This is a genomic window from Methylobacterium komagatae (assembly GCF_042661665.1).
Lineage (GTDB): Bacteria > Pseudomonadota > Alphaproteobacteria > Rhizobiales > Beijerinckiaceae > Methylobacterium > Methylobacterium komagatae.
In genome coordinates this window covers 36,013-57,986 of the sequence record NZ_JBHSWN010000001.1, presented here as the reverse complement: position 1 = coordinate 57,986, position 21,974 = coordinate 36,013, and the positions used below count along the sequence as shown (strand labels likewise).

General features: G+C 67.1%; 20 protein-coding genes and 2 pseudogenes. 14 read left to right on the top strand and 8 right to left on the bottom strand.

Going from position 1 to position 21,974, the window contains the following annotated elements:
- Positions 1–482 precede the first annotated feature (482 nt).
- Together ACFQE0_RS00280 and ACFQE0_RS00275 are read left to right on the top strand one after the other, a co-directional pair.
- Positions 483–896, top strand: coding sequence for an NADH:ubiquinone oxidoreductase subunit NDUFA12 (locus ACFQE0_RS00280; RefSeq protein ID WP_378965968.1), 414 nt, complete (start codon positions 483–485; stop codon positions 894–896).
- A 158-nt stretch (positions 897–1,054) separates the two neighbouring features.
- Positions 1,055–1,633 (top strand): DUF2155 domain-containing protein, encoded by a 579-nt coding sequence (locus ACFQE0_RS00275; RefSeq protein WP_378975173.1) that lies wholly within the window; start codon positions 1,055–1,057, stop codon positions 1,631–1,633.
- Between the two features lie 51 nt (positions 1,634–1,684).
- Here ACFQE0_RS00275 and aat read toward each other — a convergent pair whose 3' ends face one another.
- The 4 genes from aat to ACFQE0_RS00255 form a co-directional block, all read right to left on the bottom strand.
- Positions 1,685–2,365: a leucyl/phenylalanyl-tRNA--protein transferase gene (aat, locus tag ACFQE0_RS00270; RefSeq protein WP_378965966.1), complete on the bottom strand. Its 681-nt coding sequence runs from the start codon at positions 2,363–2,365 to the stop codon at positions 1,685–1,687.
- 59 nt (positions 2,366–2,424) lie between these two features.
- Complete coding sequence (gene accC, locus ACFQE0_RS00265) at positions 2,425–3,777, bottom strand: acetyl-CoA carboxylase biotin carboxylase subunit (RefSeq protein ID WP_378965964.1); 1,353 nt, start codon at positions 3,775–3,777, stop codon at positions 2,425–2,427.
- 20 nt (positions 3,778–3,797) lie between these two features.
- Positions 3,798–4,265, bottom strand: a complete 468-nt coding sequence (gene accB, locus ACFQE0_RS00260) for an acetyl-CoA carboxylase biotin carboxyl carrier protein (protein ID WP_378975171.1) — start codon at positions 4,263–4,265, stop codon at positions 3,798–3,800.
- A gap of 160 nt (positions 4,266–4,425) precedes the next feature.
- Entirely contained in the window at positions 4,426–5,202 is a 777-nt protein-coding gene (locus ACFQE0_RS00255; RefSeq protein ID WP_378965962.1) for a DsbA family protein, read from the bottom strand.
- A 122-nt stretch (positions 5,203–5,324) separates the two neighbouring features.
- On the opposite strand from ACFQE0_RS00255, the pseudogene ACFQE0_RS00250 reads away from it, so the two are divergent.
- The 3 genes and pseudogenes from ACFQE0_RS00250 to ACFQE0_RS00240 form a co-directional block, all read left to right on the top strand.
- Positions 5,325–5,468: pseudogene (locus ACFQE0_RS00250) on the top strand (pyridoxal phosphate-dependent aminotransferase); the annotation flags it as partial.
- Positions 5,469–5,532: 64 nt separating this feature from the next.
- Positions 5,533–6,698 (top strand): IS3 family transposase gene (locus ACFQE0_RS00245; protein WP_089231777.1). Its coding sequence is split into 2 segments (ribosomal slippage): positions 5,533–5,797 and positions 5,797–6,698, totalling 1,167 coding nucleotides; the frame shifts between segments, so codons are not numbered across the junction.
- Between the two features lie 30 nt (positions 6,699–6,728).
- Positions 6,729–7,745, top strand: coding sequence for a pyridoxal phosphate-dependent aminotransferase (locus tag ACFQE0_RS00240; RefSeq protein ID WP_378975169.1), 1,017 nt, complete (start codon positions 6,729–6,731; stop codon positions 7,743–7,745).
- A gap of 6 nt (positions 7,746–7,751) precedes the next feature.
- Here the strand turns inward: ACFQE0_RS00240 and ACFQE0_RS00235 are convergent.
- Positions 7,752–8,430 (bottom strand): annotated as a pseudogene (locus ACFQE0_RS00235) (HAD family hydrolase).
- Positions 8,431–8,591: 161 nt separating this feature from the next.
- On the opposite strand from ACFQE0_RS00235, the gene ACFQE0_RS00230 reads away from it, so the two are divergent.
- The 7 genes from ACFQE0_RS00230 (at position 8,592) to ACFQE0_RS00200 (ending at position 14,981) form a co-directional block, all read left to right on the top strand.
- Positions 8,592–9,056, top strand: a complete 465-nt coding sequence (locus ACFQE0_RS00230) for a hypothetical protein (RefSeq protein WP_378965959.1) — start codon at positions 8,592–8,594, stop codon at positions 9,054–9,056.
- 127 nt (positions 9,057–9,183) lie between these two features.
- Positions 9,184–9,894: a ribose-5-phosphate isomerase RpiA gene (gene rpiA / locus ACFQE0_RS00225; protein ID WP_378965957.1), complete on the top strand. Its 711-nt coding sequence runs from the start codon at positions 9,184–9,186 to the stop codon at positions 9,892–9,894.
- 29 nt (positions 9,895–9,923) lie between these two features.
- Positions 9,924–10,538, top strand: a complete 615-nt coding sequence (locus tag ACFQE0_RS00220) for a DUF2059 domain-containing protein (RefSeq protein ID WP_378965954.1) — start codon at positions 9,924–9,926, stop codon at positions 10,536–10,538.
- A 157-nt stretch (positions 10,539–10,695) separates the two neighbouring features.
- Positions 10,696–11,688 carry an O-antigen ligase family protein gene (locus ACFQE0_RS00215; RefSeq protein ID WP_378965952.1) on the top strand — a complete coding sequence of 331 codons (993 nt, stop codon included), beginning with the start codon at positions 10,696–10,698 and terminating at the stop codon, positions 11,686–11,688.
- On the top strand, positions 11,685–13,064 hold the full coding sequence (gene gor, locus ACFQE0_RS00210; protein WP_378965950.1) for a glutathione-disulfide reductase: 1,380 nt from the start codon (positions 11,685–11,687) through the stop codon (positions 13,062–13,064). Before ACFQE0_RS00215 ends, gor begins: the two co-directional genes overlap by 4 nt.
- A gap of 77 nt (positions 13,065–13,141) precedes the next feature.
- Complete coding sequence (locus ACFQE0_RS00205; protein ID WP_378965947.1) at positions 13,142–13,465, top strand: RNA polymerase sigma factor region1.1 domain-containing protein; 324 nt, start codon at positions 13,142–13,144, stop codon at positions 13,463–13,465.
- Positions 13,466–13,598: 133 nt separating this feature from the next.
- A complete protein-coding gene (locus tag ACFQE0_RS00200; RefSeq protein ID WP_378965945.1) occupies positions 13,599–14,981 on the top strand; it encodes a class II 3-deoxy-7-phosphoheptulonate synthase in 1,383 nt (460 codons plus the stop codon).
- A gap of 41 nt (positions 14,982–15,022) precedes the next feature.
- Here ACFQE0_RS00200 and ACFQE0_RS00195 read toward each other — a convergent pair whose 3' ends face one another.
- Entirely contained in the window at positions 15,023–17,830 is a 2,808-nt protein-coding gene (locus tag ACFQE0_RS00195) for an EAL domain-containing protein (protein ID WP_378965943.1), read from the bottom strand.
- Positions 17,831–18,062: 232 nt separating this feature from the next.
- Between ACFQE0_RS00195 and ACFQE0_RS00190 the strand changes: the two genes are divergently transcribed.
- Positions 18,063–18,440 (top strand): cupredoxin domain-containing protein, encoded by a 378-nt coding sequence (locus tag ACFQE0_RS00190; RefSeq protein ID WP_378965940.1) that lies wholly within the window; start codon positions 18,063–18,065, stop codon positions 18,438–18,440.
- 5 nt (positions 18,441–18,445) lie between these two features.
- On the opposite strand, the gene ACFQE0_RS00185 is transcribed toward ACFQE0_RS00190, so the two are convergent.
- Positions 18,446–19,720 carry an efflux RND transporter periplasmic adaptor subunit gene (locus ACFQE0_RS00185; protein WP_378965938.1) on the bottom strand — a complete coding sequence of 425 codons (1,275 nt, stop codon included), beginning with the start codon at positions 19,718–19,720 and terminating at the stop codon, positions 18,446–18,448.
- Positions 19,721–19,814: 94 nt separating this feature from the next.
- Positions 19,815–20,513, bottom strand: a complete 699-nt coding sequence (locus ACFQE0_RS00180; protein WP_378965936.1) for a sulfate transporter family protein — start codon at positions 20,511–20,513, stop codon at positions 19,815–19,817.
- 90 nt (positions 20,514–20,603) lie between these two features.
- Between ACFQE0_RS00180 and ACFQE0_RS00175 the strand changes: the two genes are divergently transcribed.
- Positions 20,604–21,920 (top strand): flavin monoamine oxidase family protein, encoded by a 1,317-nt coding sequence (locus tag ACFQE0_RS00175; protein WP_378965933.1) that lies wholly within the window; start codon positions 20,604–20,606, stop codon positions 21,918–21,920.
- Positions 21,921–21,974: the final 54 nt, after the last annotated feature.

The window sequence follows — 21,974 nt, the reverse complement described above, 5'->3', positions numbered from 1 at the left end:
AGTCACACCTCTCCCGACGGGGCACAGAGCCCCGATCCCGCCACGAGCGGGGGCAGCGGTTCCGACCCGGCCCGCACTAGGCTCGGTTCGGTTCCGCGACGTTGATTTTAGAGACGGAGGCGGCCCACTGAACGCCGTGACCGAGGGGGCACCACCATGTCCAAGAGATTAACGCCGACCCGCCTTTCACGTCAACAAGTGGTGTGCGGGCGGAAGGTTTCCCGCTACATCTTGTGGTGTGAGGAATAACCCTGTGGATATCCCTTGCACTCCACCTAAGTGTCGTTCCAGCGTCGAGGATTTCCGCTGGGAAAATTTTACGTCCACAAGGCAACCGAGCCCGGGTGGAAAATGCCAAGCCGGCGCCGTGGCTTCCGTGCGACAGGTCGGCTCATCGCATCGCAGTACTGGACTCGCGCGCGCTGCCTGCTCATAACCGCGTCCGACGCGCCCGCGGGCGCGGCCACGGACCGGATCGGGTGATGGCTCTCAAGGATACCCTGCTGCGCATCTTCACGTGGTGGAACGGGCAGACCGTCTCGGTCGCCGTCGATACCGCGCGCTCGGGAATCTTCGTCGGCGAGGACGAGCTGGGCAACAAGTACTACAAGGCGCAGGGCGCGCTAATCGACCGGTCTGTCGGCAGCGAGCGGCGCTGGGTGGTCTATAACGGCTATGCGGATGCCTCGAAGGTGCCGCCCGGCTGGCGCGGCTGGCTCTGCCACAACGTCGATGTGGCGCCGAGCGAGGAGCAGTACACGCCCAAGCCCTGGCAGAAGCCGCATGTCGAGAACCAGACCGGCACGGTCAACGCCTACCGGCCGCAGGGCTCGCAGCTTTCCTGGGGCTCCCGGCCGGCCGCGACGGGCGATTACGCGCCCTGGTCGCCGGAATAGGCCCGGCGCAGCGCCCTTTGCCGCCACCGTTGCGGTGTTGAACCGGGCGCAACCCGCTTAGTCCCGACCGCCGAAAGGCAGACGCCTTGAGCCGCACCACTTCCCGCGCCGTTCGGGCGCTCTGCTTCGGCGCCGTCTGCCTGGCGGCCGTCCCGGCCATGGCCGACAAGATCAAGAACCCGACCGCGGTATTCTCCGGTCTCGACAAGATCACCGGCCGCATCGTCTCGTTCGAGGTCGCCGTGGACGAGACCGTCCAGTTCGGCGCTTTGCAACTGACGCCGCGCGTCTGCTATTCGCGCCCGCCGACCGAGCCCGCCAAGACCACGGCCTTCCTCGAGGTCGATGAAGTCACACTCGACAACAAGTATCGCCGGATCTTCACGGGCTGGATGTTCGCATCGAGCCCCGGCCTGCACGCCATCGAGCACCCGATCTACGATGTGTGGCTGGTCGATTGTAAGGGCGGCAACGATGTGATCGCCGAGGCCAAGGAACAGGAAGACGTCCCTGCCATGGCCGCCAAGCCCGAGAAGCCGGGCAAGCGCAAGGACGCGACCAAGACCGCCCAGCAGGTCAATTCGGCGGGGCAAGTAGATGTCGAGGCGCCGCGCGGCGTGCCGGTCCAGCCGAAGCAGAAGCCGTCGCGTAAATTCTTCCCATCGAACGAAGGCCCGGCCCCGGCCCCCGTGGCTCCGCCCCAGCCGCAATCGATCTTCGACGCGATCTTCCGTTAATCGGCGTCATCAACGCGTTTGCAATGATGGAATTGCCCGGTCGAGGGGGAATTACTCCTCGACAGGATCGAGCGCCAGCAGCGCCTGCTCTCCGGTGACGGACCCGTCGCACGGCCAGATATTCCAATCCGCCTCCGCATCGAGCGCGGCGGCGAGACGGCGCTTATAGGCGTGGCGGGGAATTTCCTCGGCGCCGAACTGGGCAAGATGGTCGGTCACGAACTGCGTGTCGGCCAGCCGGTAGCCGCCCGTGCGCAGCCGGGCCATCAGGTGGACGAGCGCCACCTTCGACGCGTCGCGGGCAAGGTGGAACATGCTCTCGCCGAAGAAGGCGGATCCGAGCGAGACGCCGTAGAGGCCGCCGACGAGTCGTCGCGGCTCGCGGGCATAGACCTCGATCGTGTGAACGTAGCCCTCATCGAACAGCGCGCCGTAGAGGTCGCGGATGCGCTGGTTGATCCAGGTGCGCTCACTGTCGCGACGCGGTCCCGCGCAGCCCTCGATCACGCCCTCGAAATCGGTGTCCGAGCAGACCTCGAACACGTCGGATCGCACGGTCCGAGCGAGGCGGCGGGGAATGCGGAACCCGTCGATCGGGAGGATGCCCCGGGCGCGCGGCTCGACCCAATAGAGGGTCGGATCGTCCGCGTCCTCCGCCATGGGGAAGATCCCCGCGGCGTAGGCTCTCAGCAGGATCTCGGGCGTGATGTCTATACGGGCGCCGTCATGCATGGCGATGACTGTCGCCCGCTCGAGGGGGAAAGACCAGAGGGTCCTATGGCCGCTCCCGCTCAGGTTTTCAGGACGCCGTTCGCCAGGGCCGTTTCCAACCAATGGATGTCGTACAGGCCGTTCTGAACGTCCTGATTGCGCACCAGGGCGCGGAACAGCGGCAGCGTCGTATCGACACCGTCGATGACGAACTCATCGAGGGCGCGGCGAAGGCGCATCAGGCACTCGTTGCGGGTACGTCCATGGACGATGAGCTTGCCGATCAGCGAGTCGTAGTTCGGCGGGATCTTGTAGCCCTGGAACGCGGCCGAATCGACGCGCACCCCAAGACCGCCCGGCGGATGGTAATAGGTGATCTGCCCCGGCGAGGGCCGGAAGGTCTCCGGATCCTCGGCATTGATGCGGCATTCGATGGCGTGGCCTTCGACCTTGATGTCGCTCTGCGACACCGAGAGCGGGGCTCCCGCCGCGACCCGGATCTGTTCGTTCACGAGGTCGATGCCGGTGATCATCTCGGTTACCGGATGCTCCACCTGGATGCGGGTGTTCATCTCGATGAAATAGAAGCGACCGTCCTCGTAGAGAAACTCCACCGTGCCCGCGCCGAGATAGCCCAATTCCTTCATGGCGTTGGCGCAGATGCCGCCGATTTCAGCTCGCATCGCCTCGTTGAGGGCGGGCGAACCGCCTTCTTCCCACACCTTCTGGTGACGGCGCTGAAGCGAGCAATCGCGCTCGGCGAGGTGGACGGCGCCGCCCTTGCCATCGCCCAGCACCTGGACCTCGATGTGTCTCGGCTTCTCGAGATACTTCTCGAGATAGACGGCATCGTCACCGAAGGCGGCCTTGGCCTCGGAGCGGGCCATGCCGATGGCCTGATCGAGATCGGCCTCAGTGCGGGCGACCTTCATGCCGCGCCCACCACCGCCCGAGGCGGCTTTCACCAGCACGGGATAGCCGATCTCGGCGGCGACACGCTTGGCTTCGTCGCCCGTTTCGACCCCGCCCTCGGAACCGGGAACGCAGGGGATCCCGAGGCGGAGCGCCGTCCGCTTCGCTTCGATCTTATCGCCCATGATGCGGATGTGCTCCGCCTTGGGGCCGATGAAGCCGATATCGTGGTGAGCCAGCACTTCGGCGAAGCGGGCATTCTCGGAGAGGAAGCCGTAGCCGGGATGGACGGCATCCGCCCCGGTGATCTCACAGGCGGCGATGATCGACGGAATGTTGAGGTAGCTGTCCCGCGCGGCGGGTGGGCCGATGCAGACGCTCTCGTCGGCGAGGCGCACGTGCATCGCATCCGCGTCGGCGGTGGAATGCACCGCCACGGTGGCGATACCGAGTTCCTTCGCCGCCCGCAGAATCCGCAGCGCGATCTCGCCCCGGTTGGCGATCAGGATCTTGTCGAACATGGCGGCTGCTTCCCGGGGCGTCAGGCGATGACGAGGAGCGCCTCGCCGAACTCGACCGGCTGGCCGTCCTCGACGAAGATCGCCGTCACGGTGCCGGCGCGGGTCGCAACGATTTCGTTGAAGGTCTTCATCGCCTCGATCAGCAGAAGCTTGTCGCCGACCTCGACTCGCGTGCCGACCTCAATGAACGGCTTCGCGTCGGGCGACGGACGCAGGTAGGCGGTGCCGACCATGGGGGAGGGCACGGTACCCGGATCGGCGCGGACGGGCTCGGCCGGGGCGAGGGCCGCCGGCATGTGAACCGGAGCGGGCGCCGCAGCTGCGATCGGCGCGGGCGCCGCCACCTGGACGGAGACGGGCTCGATCCGGCGGGCGACGCGGATGCGCAGATCGCCCTTCTCGACCTCGATCTCGGAGAGACCCGTCTCCGTGACCAGGTGGGCGAGCTCGCGAACGAGCTCGGGATCGATGGAATCGTGCTTGGGCATCCGGCCTTCTTCGTCTGGCATCGGGTCCGATCGTCCGGCGGGCGGGGGCTCAGGCTCAACCGGGCGCCGGGAGCACCGCGCTTCGCCGCGGGCCTCGTGGTCTTAGACGACCAGACTGCCCCGCGACAAGCCGCGATGTAATGTTGTCTCGTTCAGAGGCTCAGCAGGAGGCGTGGCCGCACTGGCGGACATCCGCGATGGTCTTGCGCATTGGCTCGACGCCGACAGCGCCCGGAATCACCTCGTCACCGACGATGAAGGCAGGCGTGCCCGACAGGCCGAGCCGGTCGCCGAGGCCGCGATTCTCGGAGATCACCGCCTTCACCTCAGGGGACGACATGTCCTTCTGGAGCTTGGTGGTGTCGAGGCCCATCTGCTTGGCCACATCGAGGGCCTTGGCGCCGTTCACGCGGCCCTTGGACTCGAGCAGCTTCTGGTGGAATTCGAACAGCTTATCGCCCTTCAGCTGCTGCGCCACGGCGACGGCCACTTGGCTCGCTTCCAGGGATTCCTGGCCGAGCACCGGGAAGTCCTTGATGACGACACGCAGCTTGGGATCCGCCTTGATCAGCGCCTGTAAATCGCCGAGCGCCTTGCGGCAGTAGCCGCAATTGTAATCGAAGAACTCGACGAGGGTGATGTCGCCCTGCGGGTTGCCCGCAACCACGTCGTGCTTGCCGTTCACCAGCAGCTCACGCGACTCCTTGAGGGCGGCTCCTTGAGCGAGGCGCTGCGTCTCGACCTGCCGCTTCTCGGCCTCGGCCATCGCATCCTGCAGAACCTCGGGGTTCTTGATTAGGTAATCCTTGATGATGCCCTCGATCGCCGAACGCTGGGCGTCGGTGAAGGGAGCGGCGGCATTCTGCGCCAGGGCGGTGGCGGAGACGCCGAGGCTGAGCGCAAGGGCGAGGACGGGCAGGGGGCGGAAGAAAGACATGATTCCTCGCGTGACGCGGGCGTCGGACGGGCTGAGCCTATTGCCGCCGGGTTTGGCGTTTTCGCGGCGCGCGGTCAAATAGACCGATTGCGCCCAATGGGCACCCTGAGCAGACGGATCCCATGCCGAACCCCTCCCGCCGGTCCTCGCAGGTCGCGCCGTTCATGGTCATGGACGTGATGAGCGCCGCCGCCGCACGGGAGCGTTCGGGCCTTGAGGTGGTGCATATGGAGGTGGGCCAGCCCTCGGCGGGAGCGCCCCGCCCGGTTGATCCGCCCCCAATGAAGTGGTCCGCCCTTTGGTATGGCTTTGAGCCTGGAGGACGGATCGATGTCGAGGAAGCGACCCAAGCCTGAGGAGATCGTCGCCAAGCTGCGGCAGGCGGACGTGCTGGTCGGGCAAGGCCAGAGCGTGGCGGAGGCGATCCGCGCGATCGGCGTGAGTGAGGTGACCTACTACCGCTGGCGGCGTGAGTACGGCGGCCTGAAGTCGGATCAGGTCCGGCGGATGAAGGATCTGGAGACGGAGAACCAGCGGCTCAGAAAAGCCATCGCCGATCTCACCCTGGACAAGCTGATCCTGCAGGAAGCCGCCCGGGGAAACTGACCAGCCCCGCGCGCCGACGCGCCTGCATCGAGCATGTCCGGACCGTGCTGAAGGTCTCCGAGCGTCGGGCCTGCAAGGCACTCGGGCAGCATCGCTCGACACAGCGCAAGGCGCCGCGGGGCAAAGATGACGAGGCGGCGCTCGTCGCCGAGCTGATCGAATTTGCCCGTAGCTACGGGCGCTACGGCTATCGGAAGGTCGCCGCCCTACTGCGGGCGGACGGCTGGCTGGTCAACGACAAGCGGGTCGAGCGCCTATGGCGGCAGGAGGGGCTGAAGGTCCCGGCCCGCCAGCCCAAGCGCGCACGGCTGTGGGACGGGGATGGTTCCTGTATCCGGCTGCGCCCGGAGCACCGCAATCACGTCTGGTCCTACGACTTCGTCGAGACGCGCACCCACGACGGGCGCAAGTTCCGGATGCTCAACGTCCTCGACGAGTTCAGCCGCGAGTGCCTGGCCATCCGAGTGGATCGCAAGCTCAAGGCGGCCGACGTGATCGATGTGCTGTCCGACCTGTTCATCCTGCGCGGCGTGCCGGCGCACATTCGGTCAGACAATGGTCCGGAGTTCATCGCCAAGTCGGTGCAGTCCTGGATTGCGGCCGTTGGCGCAAGGACGGCCTACATCACCCCTGGTTCGCCGTGGGAGAACGGATATGTCGAGAGCTTCAACGCACAGATACGCAACGAGCTGCTGAATGGCGAGATTTTTTACACGCTCAAGGAGGCGCAGATCATGATCGAGGGCTGGCGACGGCACTACAATACGGTTCGGCCGCATGGCGCATTGGGCTACCGGCCGCCAGCGCCAGAGGTGTTCGTGCCAGCTATAGCCGCTAGGCCGGCTGCACCGGCCAAGCTCGCCGTGGTCCAGCGACCAACCCTGCACTAACTTTGACCTTGGACCACCTCGTGGGGGCCGATCACGGTCATCGAGGCCACGCGCAATGCACTCACGCTCGGGCGCGTGCCCTACACCGAGGCTCTGGGCCTGCCTGCCTTGCGCGAGCGGATCGCGCAGGACTACCGGGGGCGGTACGGTGTCACGGTCGCGCCGGAGCAGGTCGTGGTTACGACGGGCTCCTCCGCCGGATTCCTCCTCGCCTTCATGGCGCTGTTTGATGCGGGTGACCGGGTTGGCGTGCCGCAGCCGGGCTATCCGGCCTATCGCAACATCCTCGCCTCGCTCGGCATCGAGCCGGTGCCCATGGTGCTGCGCGAACAGGATCGCTTCGCCCCTACGGCCGATCTGCTGCAATCCACTCACGAAACAAGGGCCCTGAACGGCGTCCTCGTGATGAGCCCGGCCAATCCCTCGGGCACGGTGATCGTGCCGGACGCCCTCGGCGATCTCTGCGCTCGCGCCCGTCGCCTCGGCCTGCCGCTGATCTCGGACGAGATCTATCACGGGCTCACCTACGGCGCGCCCGCCGCCACCGCGCTGCAGTTCGAGCCCGATGCGGTGATCATCAACTCCTTCTCGAAGTACCATTGCATGACCGGCTGGCGTATCGGCTGGATGATCGTGCCGGACGGGCTGGTGCGGGCCGTCGAGCGGCTGGCGCAGAACCTCTACATTTCCGCGCCTTACCTCTCGCAGGTAGGGGCCATCGCTGCCTTCGACGCGACGGAGGAACTGGAGGCGGTGCGCGAAGGCTATGCCCGTAACCGTGCGATCCTGCTCGATGCGTTCCCCGGCCTCGGCCTTGGCAAGGTCCACCCGGCGGACGGTGCTTTCTACATCTACGCCGACGTGTCGAACCTCACGAACGACGCCGCGGGCTTCTGTCGGCGCATGCTCGACGAAGCCGGCATCGCGGCGACGCCCGGCCTCGATTTCGACCCCGCGGCGGGCGGCCACCACATCCGCTTCTCCTTCGCCGGTTCGGAGAAGGATTGCCGGGATACCGTGGGCCGCCTCAGGACGTGGCTTCGCTGAACCGTCTCAGTGCAGCGGCACCAACGCGGTCACGGCCTCGTAGAGATCGGCGAAATGCTCGATCACGCGGTCCGGCCCCAACTCGCTGACATGGGTGTCGGTGTAGCCGAAGGTAACGGCGACGACGGGAATGCCCGCCGCCTTCGCCGTGTCGATGTCGGTGCGGGAATCGCCCACCATTACCGCGCGGGCCGGATCGCCGCCCGCCTGGGCGATCGTATCGGTCAGATGGCGGGGATCCGGCTTATAGACCGGGAAGGTGTCCCGGCCGCAGATCGCCGCGAAGCGGTCGGCGATGCCGAGGATGTTAAGGAGCTTCACCGACTGCCCCTCGTATTTGTTGGTGCAGACGGCCAGCGTGAAGCCCGCTTGGGCAAGCCGGTCGAGCGACTCGACCACGCCCTCGAACAGGTGGGACGAGTCGGCGAGGTGCTCGCCGTAATGGGCGATGAAGTCATCGAACAGCCGGTCGTGTTCGGCCGGCGCGAGGGCGCGGCCCTCCGCTTCAAAACCGCGCTTGATCAGGGCCTTCGCCCCGGCCCCGATCGAGCTCGCGAGCCTGAGACAGGGGCAGTTCGGCCAAACCCTCGCGGGTCAGGAGCACGTTGAGCGTGCCGATCAGGTCGCCCGCTGTCTCGGCGAGGGTGCCGTCGAGGTCGAAGACGGCGATGGGCGGGGCGGCCATGTCGGAGATCCACTTTCTCGAAAAGTGGCGCTTGGCTAACGGCGACGAGGCCACCCGGCAAGGGTACGCGGCGAAGCAGGGGGCAGCCCTGCCCGGCCGTCCCTGCCTAAGACTCGCCTGAAACCTCCGCGAAAGCGGGAACTCCCTTCAGTGGAAGTCCCATGCGCCCCATCCTGCCGACGCTCATCGTCTGCGGTCTGCTGCACGCCCTGCCGGCGGCGGCGACCTCCTACGAATTCGTGCCCGCCCCCCAGACCGACCTGAACCGCATGTACCGGATCGACAAGGTGACCGGCGAGGTCATCTCCTGTCAGTATGGTCTGCAGGAATCCGGCGGCGGCATCGGCCAGACGGTGTGCTTCGGCGCAGGTGAGGGGGCGGGGCCGCAGGCGCCGTCCGAATACGGCCTCGTCGCGAGCCGCCACGGCCGCGAGGCGGGCGTGTTCCGCGTCAACTACCGCACCGGCGAGATGAGCATTTGCTTCGTGCTGGTGAAGAACCAACAGGTCGTCTGCACGCAGCAGTCGCGCCCAGGTGCAGAGCCACCGGACAATGCACCGATTCCCGGCACCTCGGCCGGTCGGCCGGGGACGAGCGTCACCCCTTCACAAGGTGGGCGTCCGTGATCAGCCACGCGCCGCAGGCCCGTTCCGGTCCGGCAATCGGCGTGTTAGGGGCGCGGCGAGCATCCCTCAGGGCCAGCCCGACCATGTCCGATTCGACCCCCGTTCAGCCCCGCCGGAGCGATCTGCGATGAGCGGCCCCGACCTCCGCCGCGCCGCCGCTGCCCGCGCGCTCGAACTGGTTCAGCCGGGCATGAAGCTTGGGCTCGGCACGGGTTCGACGGCCGCCGCCTTCGTGGACCTGCTGGGCGCGAAGGTCCGCGACGGGCTCGACGTCGTCGGCGTGCCGACCTCGGAGGCGACGCGTATCCAGGCCGCAGGGCTGGGCATCCGCCTCGCCACCCTGGACGAGGTGCCCCAACTCGATCTCACCATCGACGGTGCCGACGAAGTCGACGACCAGTTGCGGCTGATCAAGGGTGGCGGCGCCGCCCTGCTGCGCGAGAAGATCGTCGCCTGCGCCAGTCGCCGCATGGTTGTGATCGCGGATGCCGCCAAGCATGTCGGCACTCTCGGCGCCTTCCCGCTGTCGATCGAGGTGAACCCGTTCGGCCTCGCCGCCACGCGCCTTGCCGTCGAGGCCGCCTTGTCCGCCTCGGGCTGCGAAGGCCCGGTGGTCGTGCGCGAGAAGGACGGCCGTCCCGTCATGACCGATGGCGGTCACATGATTCTCGATGCCCGGCTCGGCCGCATTCCCGATCCCGAACGGCTCGGGGCTGCCCTCTGGTCCGTGCCCGGCGTGGTGGAACATGGCCTGTTCCTCGGCATCGCCTCCGCCGCGATCCTCGCCGCCGATGTCGGCGGGAAAGCCGAAGTGACCATCCTCGGCTCCCTCGCCTGAACCGATTCTCCAACCGACAGGACCCATCGATGTCCCGCCTCCTCGCCGCTCTGCTCGGCCTTGCGCTCGCGGCGCCCGTCATGCCGGCCCTCGCCCAGGCGAAGAAGCCCGCCCCGGCCCCCGCTCCCGCAACGGCCGCCCCGGCCGCGCCGACCTACAGCGCGAACCACCTCGCGCTCGCCCGGGAGGTCATGCTCAGCTCCGGCATCGCCCGGTCGTTCGATTCGATCATCCCGTCTTTTGCGGACCAGATCCGTAAGCAGGCGATCACCCGGCCGGAGATCCAGAAGGACCTCGAAGAGGTTCTGACCGCGATTCAGCCGGAGATGGAGCTGCAGAAGCAGCGCCTGATCGACATCGCCGCGCGCACCTACGCCGCAAAGTTTACCGAGGCCGAACTCACCGACATCGCCAACTTCTTCCGCTCGCCCGCAGGCAAGCGCTACGTCGAGATGCAGCCCGCGCTGCTCGACGAGATGGTCCGCGCGATGCAGGGTTGGACCGAGGAAGTCTCGGAATACATCATGGTCCGCGTCCGCGCGGAGATGGCCAAGCGCGGCCACGAGCCCAGTAAGCCGACATGCAGGCGGCGCGGCCGTTCTACGCCCTGGGCGGGGCGGCCCTGGCGCTGTTGCCGCTCGTGATGGTGTTGGCCAACCGGTCGAGCCCCGCCGTCGTGGCCATCGCCGCCCTGGCCTTCCTGGCTGGGCGCTGGCGCGAGCGGCGGGGTGACTTGTCCGCCCTGCTCGTCGCGCCGTTGCGGACGCCGACGGGTTTAGCGTCCCTGGCCTTTCTCGGCTGGTGCGTCGTCTCCATCGCCTGGAGCCCCTTCCCGGCTCCTCGCTACGAATGCTCGGCGAGTTCTTCCCCACGCTGGTCGCCGCCTATCTCCTCGCGCGGCTCGCGCCGGGGCGTCTGCCGAATTTCGCTGCGCCGCTCGCGTGCCTCGCGATCCTCGTGGCGGGTCCGCTCATCGCCATCGACCTCGCTTTGGATCTTCCGGTCGAACGGCTGTTCGGCAGCCGGGTCGCAGCCTTCGTGCATAACCGGCCCGCGATGATCCTGGATCTCGTGGCCGCCCCATTGGCCCTCCTGTTGTGGCGGCGGGGTTCGCGGCTCGCGGCGCTGGCGGTGCTCGCCTGTGCTGCCCTCGGCATCCTGAAGTCGATCAGCGGCGCGGCGGCGATGGGCCTGATCGCCGGTCTCGCCATGGCTGGCTTGAGCCGGCTGCTTCCGCGCCGGGGCGCCGTGGCCCTCGCGGGGCTGGGGCTCGGCCTCGCGGTCACGCTGACTCCGATCGAGGGGGACCTTCTGTCGAAGGTGATGCCGGAGGCGGCGCATGCCCGGCTCACCCAATCCTCGTCGCGGGCGCGGGTCGCCATCGCCCGAAGCTTCGGCACGGCGGTGGCGCTCTCGCCGTGGCGAGGCGCCGGCTTCGGCATTAGCGGGCGTTTCGCCGAGACGCCCGTCGCGGCCAGGATCGAGCCGGAAATGCGCATCCTTCTCGGCGTGGGCCATCCGCATAACAGCTTCCTCCAGGTCTGGGCCGAACTCGGCCTGCCCGGCGCGTTTCTTGCCACCCTCGTGCTGATGCTGATGCTCGCCCGGTTGAGTGTGCTTCCGGTCGCCGATCTTTCCGTTGCGCTCGGCCTCGTGGCTTGCGCGGCGGCCATCGCCTTCGTGGAGCACAACGCCTGGGCGGGCTGGTGGACGGCCGGGCTCGGTGCTGCCATCACCTGGGCGAGGGCCGCCCGCGCCCGAACGGACTTTTCTGCGACGGATCTGCCGACATGAGTTTCGACGTCGATCTCTTCGTCATCGGTGGCGGCTCCGGCGGCGTCCGGGCCGCGCGCATCGCCGCCGGTTACGGCGCCAAGGTGATGCTGGCCGAGGAATATCGCGTCGGCGGTACCTGCGTGATCCGCGGCTGCGTGCCGAAGAAACTGATGGTCTATGCGGGCCGCTTCGCCGACGAATTCGAGGACGCTGCCGGGTTCGGCTGGAGGGTGGAGAGGCCACGCTTCGATTGGAGTGTGCTGAAGGCTCGGCGCGACGCCGAGGTTACGCGGCTGGAAAGCATCTACGATGCGAATCTGATGCGGGCGGGCGTCGAGATCGTGCCCGAGCGGGCGGTCATCGAGGACGCGAACACGGTTCGCCTTCTGAAGTCCGGCCGCCTCGTGCGCGCGCAGCGCATCCTCGTGGCGGTGGGCGCCCATCCCGTGAAGGAGCCCGCCGTGCCGGGCGTCGAACTTGCCATCACCTCGAACGAGGTGTTCGAGTTGGAGAGCCTGCCTGAGCGCATCCTCGTGATCGGCGGCGGCTACATCGCCGTCGAATTCGCGGGCGTGTTCGCGGCGCTCGGCAGCCGTACCACCCTGCTGCACCGGGGCGACAAGCTTCTGCGGGGCTTCGACGACGAAGTGCGCGATGCCTTGGCCGATGCCTATGGCAAGCGCATGGACCTCCGCCTCGGTGTGACGCTGGCGGAGATCGAGCGCCGCGATGGCGGCCTCGCGGCGACCTTGAGCGACGGCAGCGTGATCGAGGCGGACCAGATCCTCCTCGCCACCGGCCGCAAGCCGAATATCGGCGGGCTCGGCCTCGACCGGGTCGGCATCGTGCCGGACGCAGCGGGAGCTATTCCCGTCGATGAGTTCTCGCGGACCCATGTACCGTCGATCTACGCCGTGGGCGACGTGACGAACCGTGCAAACCTGACCCCCGTCGCGATCCGCGAGGGGCACGCCTTCGCGGATACCGAATTCGGCGGCAAGCCGACGAGTGTCGATCACCACCTCATCCCCACCGCCGTGTTCTCGACACCGGAGATCGGGACGGTCGGATTGTCCGAGGCGGCGGCCCGGCAACAATGCGGGGAGATCGACGTCTACAAGGCCTCGTTCCGTCCGATGAAGGCGACGCTGTCGGGCCGCGACGAGAAGGTGCTGATGAAAGTTATCGTCGAATGCGCGACGGATCGCGTGCTCGGCGTCCACCTGTTCGGGCAGGATGCGGGCGAGTTGATCCAGGCCGTCGGGATCGCCGTCACGATGGGTGCGACCAAGGCGGATTTCGACCGCACCATCGCCGTCCACCCCACCGCCGCCGAGGAGCTTGTGACCATGCGGGTGCCCGCCGTCACGAAGCATCCGGTCGGGGTCGGTTAGGCTCTCGTTCAGGGATAGCGACGGAAGCCGCACCGGTAGGGTCTCGACGCGCCCAATCGCTGAGCCATATCAGCTTCATGGGCAAGCACGGTTCTGGCGACGGAAAGCGCGACGACGCCCAAACGCGGCGTCAAGCGATCATAGACGGCCTTCTGGCCGATGCCTTGCGGCCGGCTTTCACGTATCGCCTGCCGAGTCAGGATGCGTTGCCCGCCGACATCAGGCGGGCAATCGACCAGCTATTGGCGAAGGCCGAGGCGCAGCGAAGCCGCTGCTTGACCTACGACGATCTGGAGGAGGCGCTGCCGCCTAGGGACGTCTCGGCGGAGGATCTGGAAGCGATCTTCTGGATTCTGGCCGAACACGGCATCGAGGTCGAGGATGGCGACCCCGGCCTCTAGGCCGGTGACGCAACTCAGCCATTCGACACGCCGCGATGGTGTTCGGGCTCTCGCGATCCGATCTGAACTTCTCTATAAGCCCCCATCCGCGCGGTGGGCGCGGTCGCACGAACGAGGTGCGTGGAGAAAGATCATGGGCGAGCGCTGGACACCGACGACGTGGCGGAACCTGCCGATTCAGCAGGTGCCGGCCTATCCGGACGCTGCTGCCCTGGCTGCCGTCGAAGCGCAGATCGCGACGTTTCCACCGCTTGTTTTTGCAGGCGAGGCGCGCAAGCTGAAGGCGGCTCTGGCACGCGTTTCGGCTGGTGAGGCCTTCCTGCTGCAGGGTGGCGATTGCGCCGAAAGCTTTGACGAGCATTCCGCCGACAACATCCGCGATTTTTTCCGCGTGTTCCTGCAGATGGCGATGGTGCTGACCTTCGCGGGCGGATCGCCCGTGGTGAAGGTCGGCCGCATCGCCGGGCAGTTCGCCAAGCCGCGCTCGTCCCCGAACGAGACGCAGGGCGACGTGACCCTGCCGAGCTACCGCGGTGACATTGTCAATGGCCTCGGCTTCACGGAAGAGGCCCGCGTGCCGGACCCGCGCCGCCAGCTCGAGGCGTACCGCCAGTCGGCGGCGACGCTTAACCTGCTGCGCGCCTTCGCGACTGGCGGCTACGCCAATCTCGAGAACGCGCATCGCTGGATGCTCGGCTTCGTGAAGGATTCGCCGCAATCCTCACGCTACCAGGACGTTGCCTCGCGCATGAGCGATGCGCTCGGCTTCATGCGCGCCATCGGCATCAACCCGGAGACGCACCAGGAGGTGCGGACCACCGATTTCTACACGAGCCACGAGGCGCTGCTGCTTGGCTACGAGCAGGCTCTCACGCGCGTCGATTCGACGAGCGGTGACTGGTACGCGACTTCCGGCCACATGCTATGGATCGGCGATCGCACCCGCCAGCCGGACCATGCCCACGTGGAATACGCACGCGGCATCAAGAACCCGATTGGCCTGAAGTGTGGGCCGTCCATGACGGGCGAGGGGCTGATCAAGCTGATCGACGCCCTGAACCCCGAGAACGAGGCGGGCCGCCTCAGCCTCATTTGCCGCTTCGGCGCGGACAAGGTGGGTGAGCACCTGCCGAACCTCGTGCGGGCGGCGGAGCGGGAAGGGCGGTCTGTCGTGTGGGTGTGCGATCCGATGCACGGCAACACGATTTCGGCGGGCGGCTACAAGACGCGTCCCTTCGACCGGGTGATGCAGGAGATCGAAGGCTTCTTCGGCGTTCACCGGGCCGAGGGCACGATCGCGGGCGGCATCCATCTGGAGATGACCGGCAAGGACGTGACCGAGTGCACCGGCGGCGCCCGTGCGCTGACGGCTGACGACCTGCGCGACCGCTACCACACCTACTGCGACCCGCGCCTCAACGCGGAGCAGGCGCTGGAAGTGGCCTTCCGCACGGCCGAACTGGTGAAGCGCGAACGCGCCGACCTCGACACGCCGCGCCTCGACGCGGCTGAGTAAAGCAAAAGGCCGGGCGATGAGCCCGGCCTTTTTCGTCTGGATCAGGCGATGGCCCTGGCCGCGCCGTTCCACCTCGCGAGGATGTTCGGCACCTCGGTGATCGGCACCGGGCGGCTGAACAGGTAGCCCTGCACCTCGTCGCACCCTTCCGCCCGCAACCGGGCGAGTTGTGCCTCCGTCTCGACACCCTCTGCCGTCGTCGTCATGCCGAGACTGGCGCCGAGGCTGATGACGGCGCGAACGATGAAGTCCGTGCCGTCCTCCTCGCACAGATCTCGAACGAAGGACTGGTCGATCTTGATCTTGTCGAAGGGGAAGCTGCGCAGGTAGCTGAGGGACGAGTAGCCGGTGCCGAAATCGTCCATCGAGACGCGCACCCCGAGCCCCTTGAGGCTGTGCAGGATCGCGGTGGTGGTCCCAGGATTGGCCACCAGGACCGACTCGGTGATCTCCAGTTCGAGGCGTCGTCCGGGGAGGCCGGTGACACGCAGTGCATCGCGGACGGCGGAGACGAGGCTCGCCGAGGTGAATTGTACCGCCGAGACGTTCACGGCGATCTTCAGTCCATCCGGCCACCGCACGGCATCGGCGCAGGCCTTGGCAAGCACCCATTCCCCGAGGGGGATGATGAGCCCCAGTTCCTCAGCCAGAGGGATGAACTCGGCGGGCGAGATGAAGCCGCGTACCGGATGCTTCCACCGCAGCAGCGCCTCGAAGCCGCAGACCCGCTCTGCGCCGAGGCTGTAGATCGGCTGGTAGTAGACCTCGAACGCTTCGGTCTCCAGGGCGTGACGCAGATCGTTCTCGAGCACGCGCCGGGCCTGGAGCCGGGCATCCATGTCGGGCTCGAAATAGCGGAATACACCGCGTGCTTCAGCCTTCGCACGGGCCAGGGCAACATCGGCGTTCTTCAGCAGCTTACCCGCGCTCGTGCCGTCACCCGGCGCCACGGTGATTCCCAGCGTGACGCCGACGCTGATGACTTGGTTCGACAGAACGTAGGGTGCCTTGACGACGTCGATGATCCGGCGTGCCAGAACGGCCGCATCCTCGGGCCGCTCGACAGCACGTTGGACAACTACGAATTCATCGGCGCCGATACGCGCGACGCAATCGATTTCGCGGACGCAGGCGCTCAGCCGGTTCGCGACGGCCACGAGCAATTCGTCGCCGACCGCGTGGCCGAACATGTCGTTGACCGGGCGGAAATCGTCGAGATCGATGGCGAAGAGGGCGAAGCCCTGGTCGCGGCCGGTCTGGGCGACGGCCGAGGTGATCTGCTGTTCGAGAGCCACGCGGTTGGGCAGGCCGGTGAGCACGTCGTGATGAGCGAGGAAGGCGATGCGCGCTTCCGCATGGCGCCGTTCGGTGACGTCCTCATAGGTCGCTACGAAGCCACCATCGGCGGTATTCCGGCGCTCGATGGCGATGACCTTGCCGTTGGGCAATTCGTCGATAACCGGGAAGGAGGTCGGGCAGGGTGATCCGTCGCGCGCTCCGCGGGCAGCTTCGGTCAGCATGCGTCCCGCATCGGGGCCGGCGAAACTGACCGCCATCACCTGCTTCGCCGTCATCCCTGGTACGACGGCGCCCACCGGCAGTCCGTAGATCTGCGTGTAGCGGCGGTTCACCACCATGAGCCGGTCGTTGGCATCGAACAGACAGAGGCCCTGGGACATGTTGTCCAGGGCCGCATCGAGGCGCAGGTTGGTCTCGCGAAGCTGGTCTTCCAGTTCCTTCACGACACTGATGTCGCTGCACACGGCGATGAAGCCGCCTTCCTCGATCGCGCTGCGGCTCACGCGCAACCACCGGCCGTTCGGCAGGCGGAATTCGCCGTCCTGCCACAGGGCTTCGCGGAAAATCGCCTCGCCGGCAGCATCACCCTGCGCCTCGACGCCGTCGAAGAATTGAAGCGCAACCGGGTTCGCGAAGGCGATCTGACCTCCCGCATCGACCACGATCACGCCCTCGCGGGAGCTTTGCAGAGCGTCGGTGAGCATGCGCTCGGCCGAGCGGCGCTGACGCACCTCCCGTTCCATCATGGCGCGGATGTTGTCCCGCATGGCCGCCATAGAACGGAGCAGGCTGCTCAGTTCGTCCCGTCCATCCGTCGGGATCGAATCGTCGAGATGGCCCGCTGCGATGCGCTCGGCGGCGATCGAGGCCGAGACGATCGGTCCGCGAATCCGCCGATGGAGAAGCCAAGCGATGATGGCCGAACCGAAAATGGCCAGCGCCGCTGCCGCCATGTTGAGCCGCAGTTCGCTGTTCACCGCCATGCGGGCAGCCTGACGGAAGGTGAAACCGTCACCCGCCGTGTAGTTCACCAGCATATCGAGCTGTGCGTCGATGATGTCGGCCTGATGGTCGAGGGCATCCCACCTGTCCTGGCGAACGGTGGAAAGATCTCCGAAGCTTCGGCGGATGTCGTCCCAGGCTGCGACGCCGGCCTGCACGGCATGGGCCGCCCGGACGGCCCGGTCTGACTGAGCACGTTCGACGGCGATGGTCAGGTCTTCAGCGAGTGTCGTGTGCAACTCGATGATGGTGGCATCGAGCTTGGCGATGGCGGCCTTATCGCGGGTGAGACCTTGGCGGGCAAAGGCCGCGCGCATCTTGGCGAAGTCCGCCGCCGTCGCTCGCGCGTAATTGATGGACATCAGCGACTGGTCGTAGGTCTTGCCCACGAGGTCGCCGACGTGATCGATCGCGACGATGGCATAGATGCCGAGCGCTCCGGACAGAAGGCTCATGGCGAAGAAGGCGATGAAGATTCTCGCCTTGATCGTGGCGACGAAGGTGCCGAGCGACGAGACCCGTCCGCGAACGGACGTCCTCGCCTTCATCGGAATTACCGCCTCGGAATATTGCATCTCGCCGGGTCACCGCTCGGTCGTCGCGCACAGTCCTATGGGCGAGATATTAAAGTGTGATTAGCTCAGCCTTTCTTTGATCTAGATAAGTGCCTCGCTGGCATCGCTTGTGCAGGTGGAACCGAACGATCGCTTGCAACAGCATTGTGCAGAAGCTTTTTCTCAACCTTGTTCGCGTAGGACCCGCGAGGACACGGGAGCGGATATGCTGAGCCTAGCAACAGCCAAGCTGCGGAAGTCCCGCCTTGCATTTTTGCTTCCCAGTCTCGCTGCACTCGGCGCCGGGATGCTGGCGGGTATACCGGTCGTCGGCGGCCTTCAGGCCGCGGGCATCGTCGTTTCGCAGAAAGGGCGCATGTTCCATCCGGACTCGCTCTCGGTGAAGAAGGGCGAGACGGTCATCATCGTGAACGATGACAGCGACCTGTTGCACCACGCCTATATCGAATCCCCGACCTTCAGCTTCGATTCCGGAGACCAGGATCCCGGGAGCCGCACGCCTGTCGTGTTCACCCAGCCGGGCATATTCCAAGTGTTGTGCGGCATTCACCCGAAGATGAAGTTGACCGTGCGGGTCAACTGATCCGGTCAGCGGGCCGCCGAGCGCATCGGCGTGCCGCCTGGGGCGCCGCCTTCGGGAGCGACCGGCTGATCCTCGCGCAGATCGGGGGAGGGGCCGAGGATGATGCGGGTCTGTGCATCGAGCCCGTCTTCGACCTCCAGAGCCCGGCCGAAATCCCGCCGCAGGGTAATCGTCCGCCATGTGACCCGGCCGTCATCCTTCACGACAGCCACGCGTAGCTTGCCCCGGCTGAAGATGGCCGCCTCCGCAGGCACCACGACGCCCGGCTTGTCGCGCGGGATCTTCAGCGTGACATCGGTATGCATCCCTGAGCGGAGCACGCCGTCCGGGTTCGGCACGTCGACCTCGGTGGTCAGCGTGCGCGAAGCCGTCTGAAGCGCGACGGAACTGCGCTCGACGGAGCCCGTGAAGCGACGGCCGGGAAGTTGCGGCACGCGGATCGTCGCATCGATGCCCGGCGTCACCCCCTTCGTGAGATTCTGAGGCACGTTCACGGCGATGCGCAGGGTGCTGTCCTGGTCCATGGCGAGCAGCGGTGTGCCACCATTGTCGGCACGGACCAGATCGCCGACATCGACATTGCGTGTCGTCACCACACCGTCGAAGGGCGCCACGACGCGTTCGAAGGCCGTGAGCGCCCGCAATCGCTCCACCGCCGCCTGCTGCGCCTTGATGTTCGCTGCTGCGACTTTCACCCCCGCCTCCGCGGCGGCAAGCGTCGCCGCCTGCGACAGAAGCCCAGCCTGGGACGTGTCGGCGTTCTGGCGGGAGGCCCATCCCTGGTCGGCGAGCGTCGTCGTGCGGTTATTCGTCAGGCTGGCGAGCGTGACGCTCGCCTTGGCCTGCTCGACGCGGGCGTCGGCCTGCAAGCGCAGGGCTTCGAGCTGACCGAGTTGCGCCTGGGCCTGCGCAAGTTGTTGATCGAGATCCGGAGCGGCGATCCGGATAAGCAGGTCGCCGGCCTTCACCCGCGAGCCGATATCGACATGCCGTTCGGCGATGTAGCCCGTCGCCCGGGCCGCGATGGCGGCCGTGAGGAACGGACGCGTCTCGCCTGGCAGGGTCAGGTCGATCGGGCCATCGGCTCGCTCGGCCATGGCGGTCCGCACGCGGGGAACGACGTTGCGGATCTTCTCAAGCGTTTGGGTCGCCTCGATATCTCGCTGCCAATGCCCGTAGGCACCCCAGCCAACCAAGCCGATTGCGGCGAGCACCACGAAAACGAAGGGCGTTTTCCCGGGCGGGGGCGGCGGATCCGGCCTGTCCTCACGCGTTTCCATGCCAGGCTCGCTCCGGCCCGGCGACGTCCCAGGCTCATCCAAACTAGTGGCAGCGCTGCCGGAAGGCCAGGGCGCCGCCTCGCCGCATCACCGGTCAGCGGGGCAGGGCTCGTAGGCTGCGCCGCGTGAGACGCTTGTGCAGATGAACCATTAGGGCGATCCCGAAGAGCGGCGTCACGAGATTGACGACCGGCACCACCATCATGCCCGCAAGCAGGCAACCCGCCAGCATCGTGCGCACCGCGTGAGCGCGACGCATTTCGGAGGCGCCGTCCACGTCACGGAACCGCGCCGCGGCCATCTCGAAATACTCGCGCGACAGGAGGTACGCATTGGCGCCGAAGAAAGCCGCCACGCCGATCACCGGCACGAAGAAGATGACGAGCGCCGCGAGATTTACGAGAAGCGTGAGCCCGGCAAAGCGGAGTGCGTAGAGCATCGACCGGCCGAAGGGCATGGCCTCGCCCGGCGGGTCCCCCGGAAAGTCTGTTCGCTCGACGATCTCGGCCGCTTCGTCGAGGAAGAAGCCCGCGACGACGATCGACACGGCGGGCAACAGGTAGATCAGCGCGACGAAGAGTCCGAAGCCTGCGAGATAGTAGGCGAGGCTGTCGAGGATTGGATACTGCGCCGAGATGTGGTGGCTGGCCTGGAAGGCCTGGATCAGTCGCGTGACTCCGAGCCAGAGCAACGCGAGGATCCCGACCGTGAGGCCGAGCGATTTCCAAAGGATACCGCGCAGGGCGGGCGACAGCGTCTGACGCAAAGCCGCGGAAGCGGAATCGAGAATCATCGGTTCTGGTCCGGGGAGGATCGAAACGGCTGGGTTGTGGGATCGCGCATGCAGCAGTGCAAGGGTGGAGCAGTGAGCAAGGCGACGGCAATGGCGAGGCAAACCCCCGCGACGGCCCATTCTCCCGATTATCGGCCTCCGCTCTCGAACCTGCCCGATACGCCTGACGTGATCGTCATCGGCGCAGGTGCGGCGGGCATCGCCGCAGCGCGCGGCCTCATCGCAGCGGGGCTGACAGTCGCAGTGCTGGAGGCGCGGGACCGCGTCGGCGGCCGCGCCATGACGGTGTCGCTACGGGGCCACCCGGTCGATCTCGGGGCGCACTGGCTCCATGCCGGGCCGATCAATCCCCTCGTCGCCCTCGGGCATGAGCGCGGCGAGCGGCTGCGCCGGGCGCCGCAGGAGATGCACAGTTGGGTTTCCGGCAGGCCCGCCCGCCCCGCCGAGTCTCGCGCGGGCAGCCGTGCCTTCGATCGGGCCGATCAGGCCATGACGAGCAGTGCCGGTCGGGAGGGCGAAGATCGCCCCGCCGCCAGCGTCCTGCCGCCTGGCCTCGGCCCTTGGGGCAAGCGGGTGGCGCAGGTCCACGGCCTCGTCTCCGGGCGACCGCTGGGAGAGGTTTCTCTGCACGATTTCCCGAGCATGGAATACGGCGACAACTTCTTCATCGCGGGCGGCTACGGCAATTACCTCGCCCGCCTCGCCGCCAACCTGCCGATCCGCCTGTCCGCCGCTGTCCGTCGCATCGACTGGTCGGGCGAGGGGGTGAGAGTCGAAATGGAGGACGGCACGAGCCTGCGCGGCGAGGCCGCCATCGTCACCGTTCCGATGATGGTCCTGCGCGAAGGCCCAGCCTTCTCGCCACCGCTGCCGAACGCCGTGCGCGCGGCCATCGACGGTTTCACCACCGGCATCTACGAACATGCCGTCCTGCATTGGCCATCGAGCCCGTTCTCGGGGCACGACCGACTCGCGGGCTTCCATGGCGGACGCCGTTCGCCCGCCGGTCTGCTGACGCGGATCGACGGGACGCCGTTCCATTTCTACGAACTCGACGTCCACGAGGCCGCCGCGATCGATGCGGCGGGGGGCGGTGTGGACCTCGTCCGGCGCCATGTCCGCGCGGTGCTGGACGAGCAGGTCGGGCGTGCGCGCATCCGCGACCTGACGATTCCTGCCGTCAGCGCATGGCGGCACGATCCGCATGCGCGCGGCTCCTGGGCGGTTGTGCCGCCAGGCCATGCCCAGGCACGCCTGACCCTTCGCGACGGCATCGGCGACAAGCTGTGGTTCGCGGGCGAGGCGTTGTCGCGGGAGCAATGGGGCACGGTGGGCGGTGCTTATGAGCAGGGGATCCGCGCCGCCGAGGCGGTGCGCGAAGTCCTCACGCCCGCGAAGTCCGGTTGAGTCGCCTTGCCGGATGCAGCGGGGACGGGCATTCCCCCGCCGCAACCGCCTCCG

Coding starts and splice junctions, on each gene's coding strand:
- ACFQE0_RS00275 (WP_378975173.1), top strand. CDS start 1,055: ATGGCCGACAAGATCAAGAACCCGACCGCGGTATTCTCCGGTCTCGAC.
- accC (WP_378965964.1), bottom strand. CDS start 3,777: ATGTTCGACAAGATCCTGATCGCCAACCGGGGCGAGATCGCGCTGCGG.
- ACFQE0_RS00190 (WP_378965940.1), top strand. CDS start 18,063: ATGCTGAGCCTAGCAACAGCCAAGCTGCGGAAGTCCCGCCTTGCATTT.
- gor (WP_378965950.1), top strand. CDS start 11,685: ATGAGTTTCGACGTCGATCTCTTCGTCATCGGTGGCGGCTCCGGCGGC.
- ACFQE0_RS00220 (WP_378965954.1), top strand. CDS start 9,924: ATGTCCCGCCTCCTCGCCGCTCTGCTCGGCCTTGCGCTCGCGGCGCCC.
- ACFQE0_RS00255 (WP_378965962.1), bottom strand. CDS start 5,202: ATGTCTTTCTTCCGCCCCCTGCCCGTCCTCGCCCTTGCGCTCAGCCTC.
- ACFQE0_RS00195 (WP_378965943.1), bottom strand. CDS start 17,830: ATGAAGGCGAGGACGTCCGTTCGCGGACGGGTCTCGTCGCTCGGCACC.
- ACFQE0_RS00180 (WP_378965936.1), bottom strand. CDS start 20,513: ATGATTCTCGATTCCGCTTCCGCGGCTTTGCGTCAGACGCTGTCGCCC.
- rpiA (WP_378965957.1), top strand. CDS start 9,184: ATGAGCGGCCCCGACCTCCGCCGCGCCGCCGCTGCCCGCGCGCTCGAA.
- ACFQE0_RS00185 (WP_378965938.1), bottom strand. CDS start 19,720: ATGGAAACGCGTGAGGACAGGCCGGATCCGCCGCCCCCGCCCGGGAAA.
- accB (WP_378975171.1), bottom strand. CDS start 4,265: ATGCCCAAGCACGATTCCATCGATCCCGAGCTCGTTCGCGAGCTCGCC.
- ACFQE0_RS00200 (WP_378965945.1), top strand. CDS start 13,599: ATGGGCGAGCGCTGGACACCGACGACGTGGCGGAACCTGCCGATTCAG.
- aat (WP_378965966.1), bottom strand. CDS start 2,365: ATGCATGACGGCGCCCGTATAGACATCACGCCCGAGATCCTGCTGAGA.
- ACFQE0_RS00280 (WP_378965968.1), top strand. CDS start 483: ATGGCTCTCAAGGATACCCTGCTGCGCATCTTCACGTGGTGGAACGGG.
- ACFQE0_RS00230 (WP_378965959.1), top strand. CDS start 8,592: ATGCGCCCCATCCTGCCGACGCTCATCGTCTGCGGTCTGCTGCACGCC.
- ACFQE0_RS00205 (WP_378965947.1), top strand. CDS start 13,142: ATGGGCAAGCACGGTTCTGGCGACGGAAAGCGCGACGACGCCCAAACG.
- ACFQE0_RS00175 (WP_378965933.1), top strand. CDS start 20,604: ATGGCGAGGCAAACCCCCGCGACGGCCCATTCTCCCGATTATCGGCCT.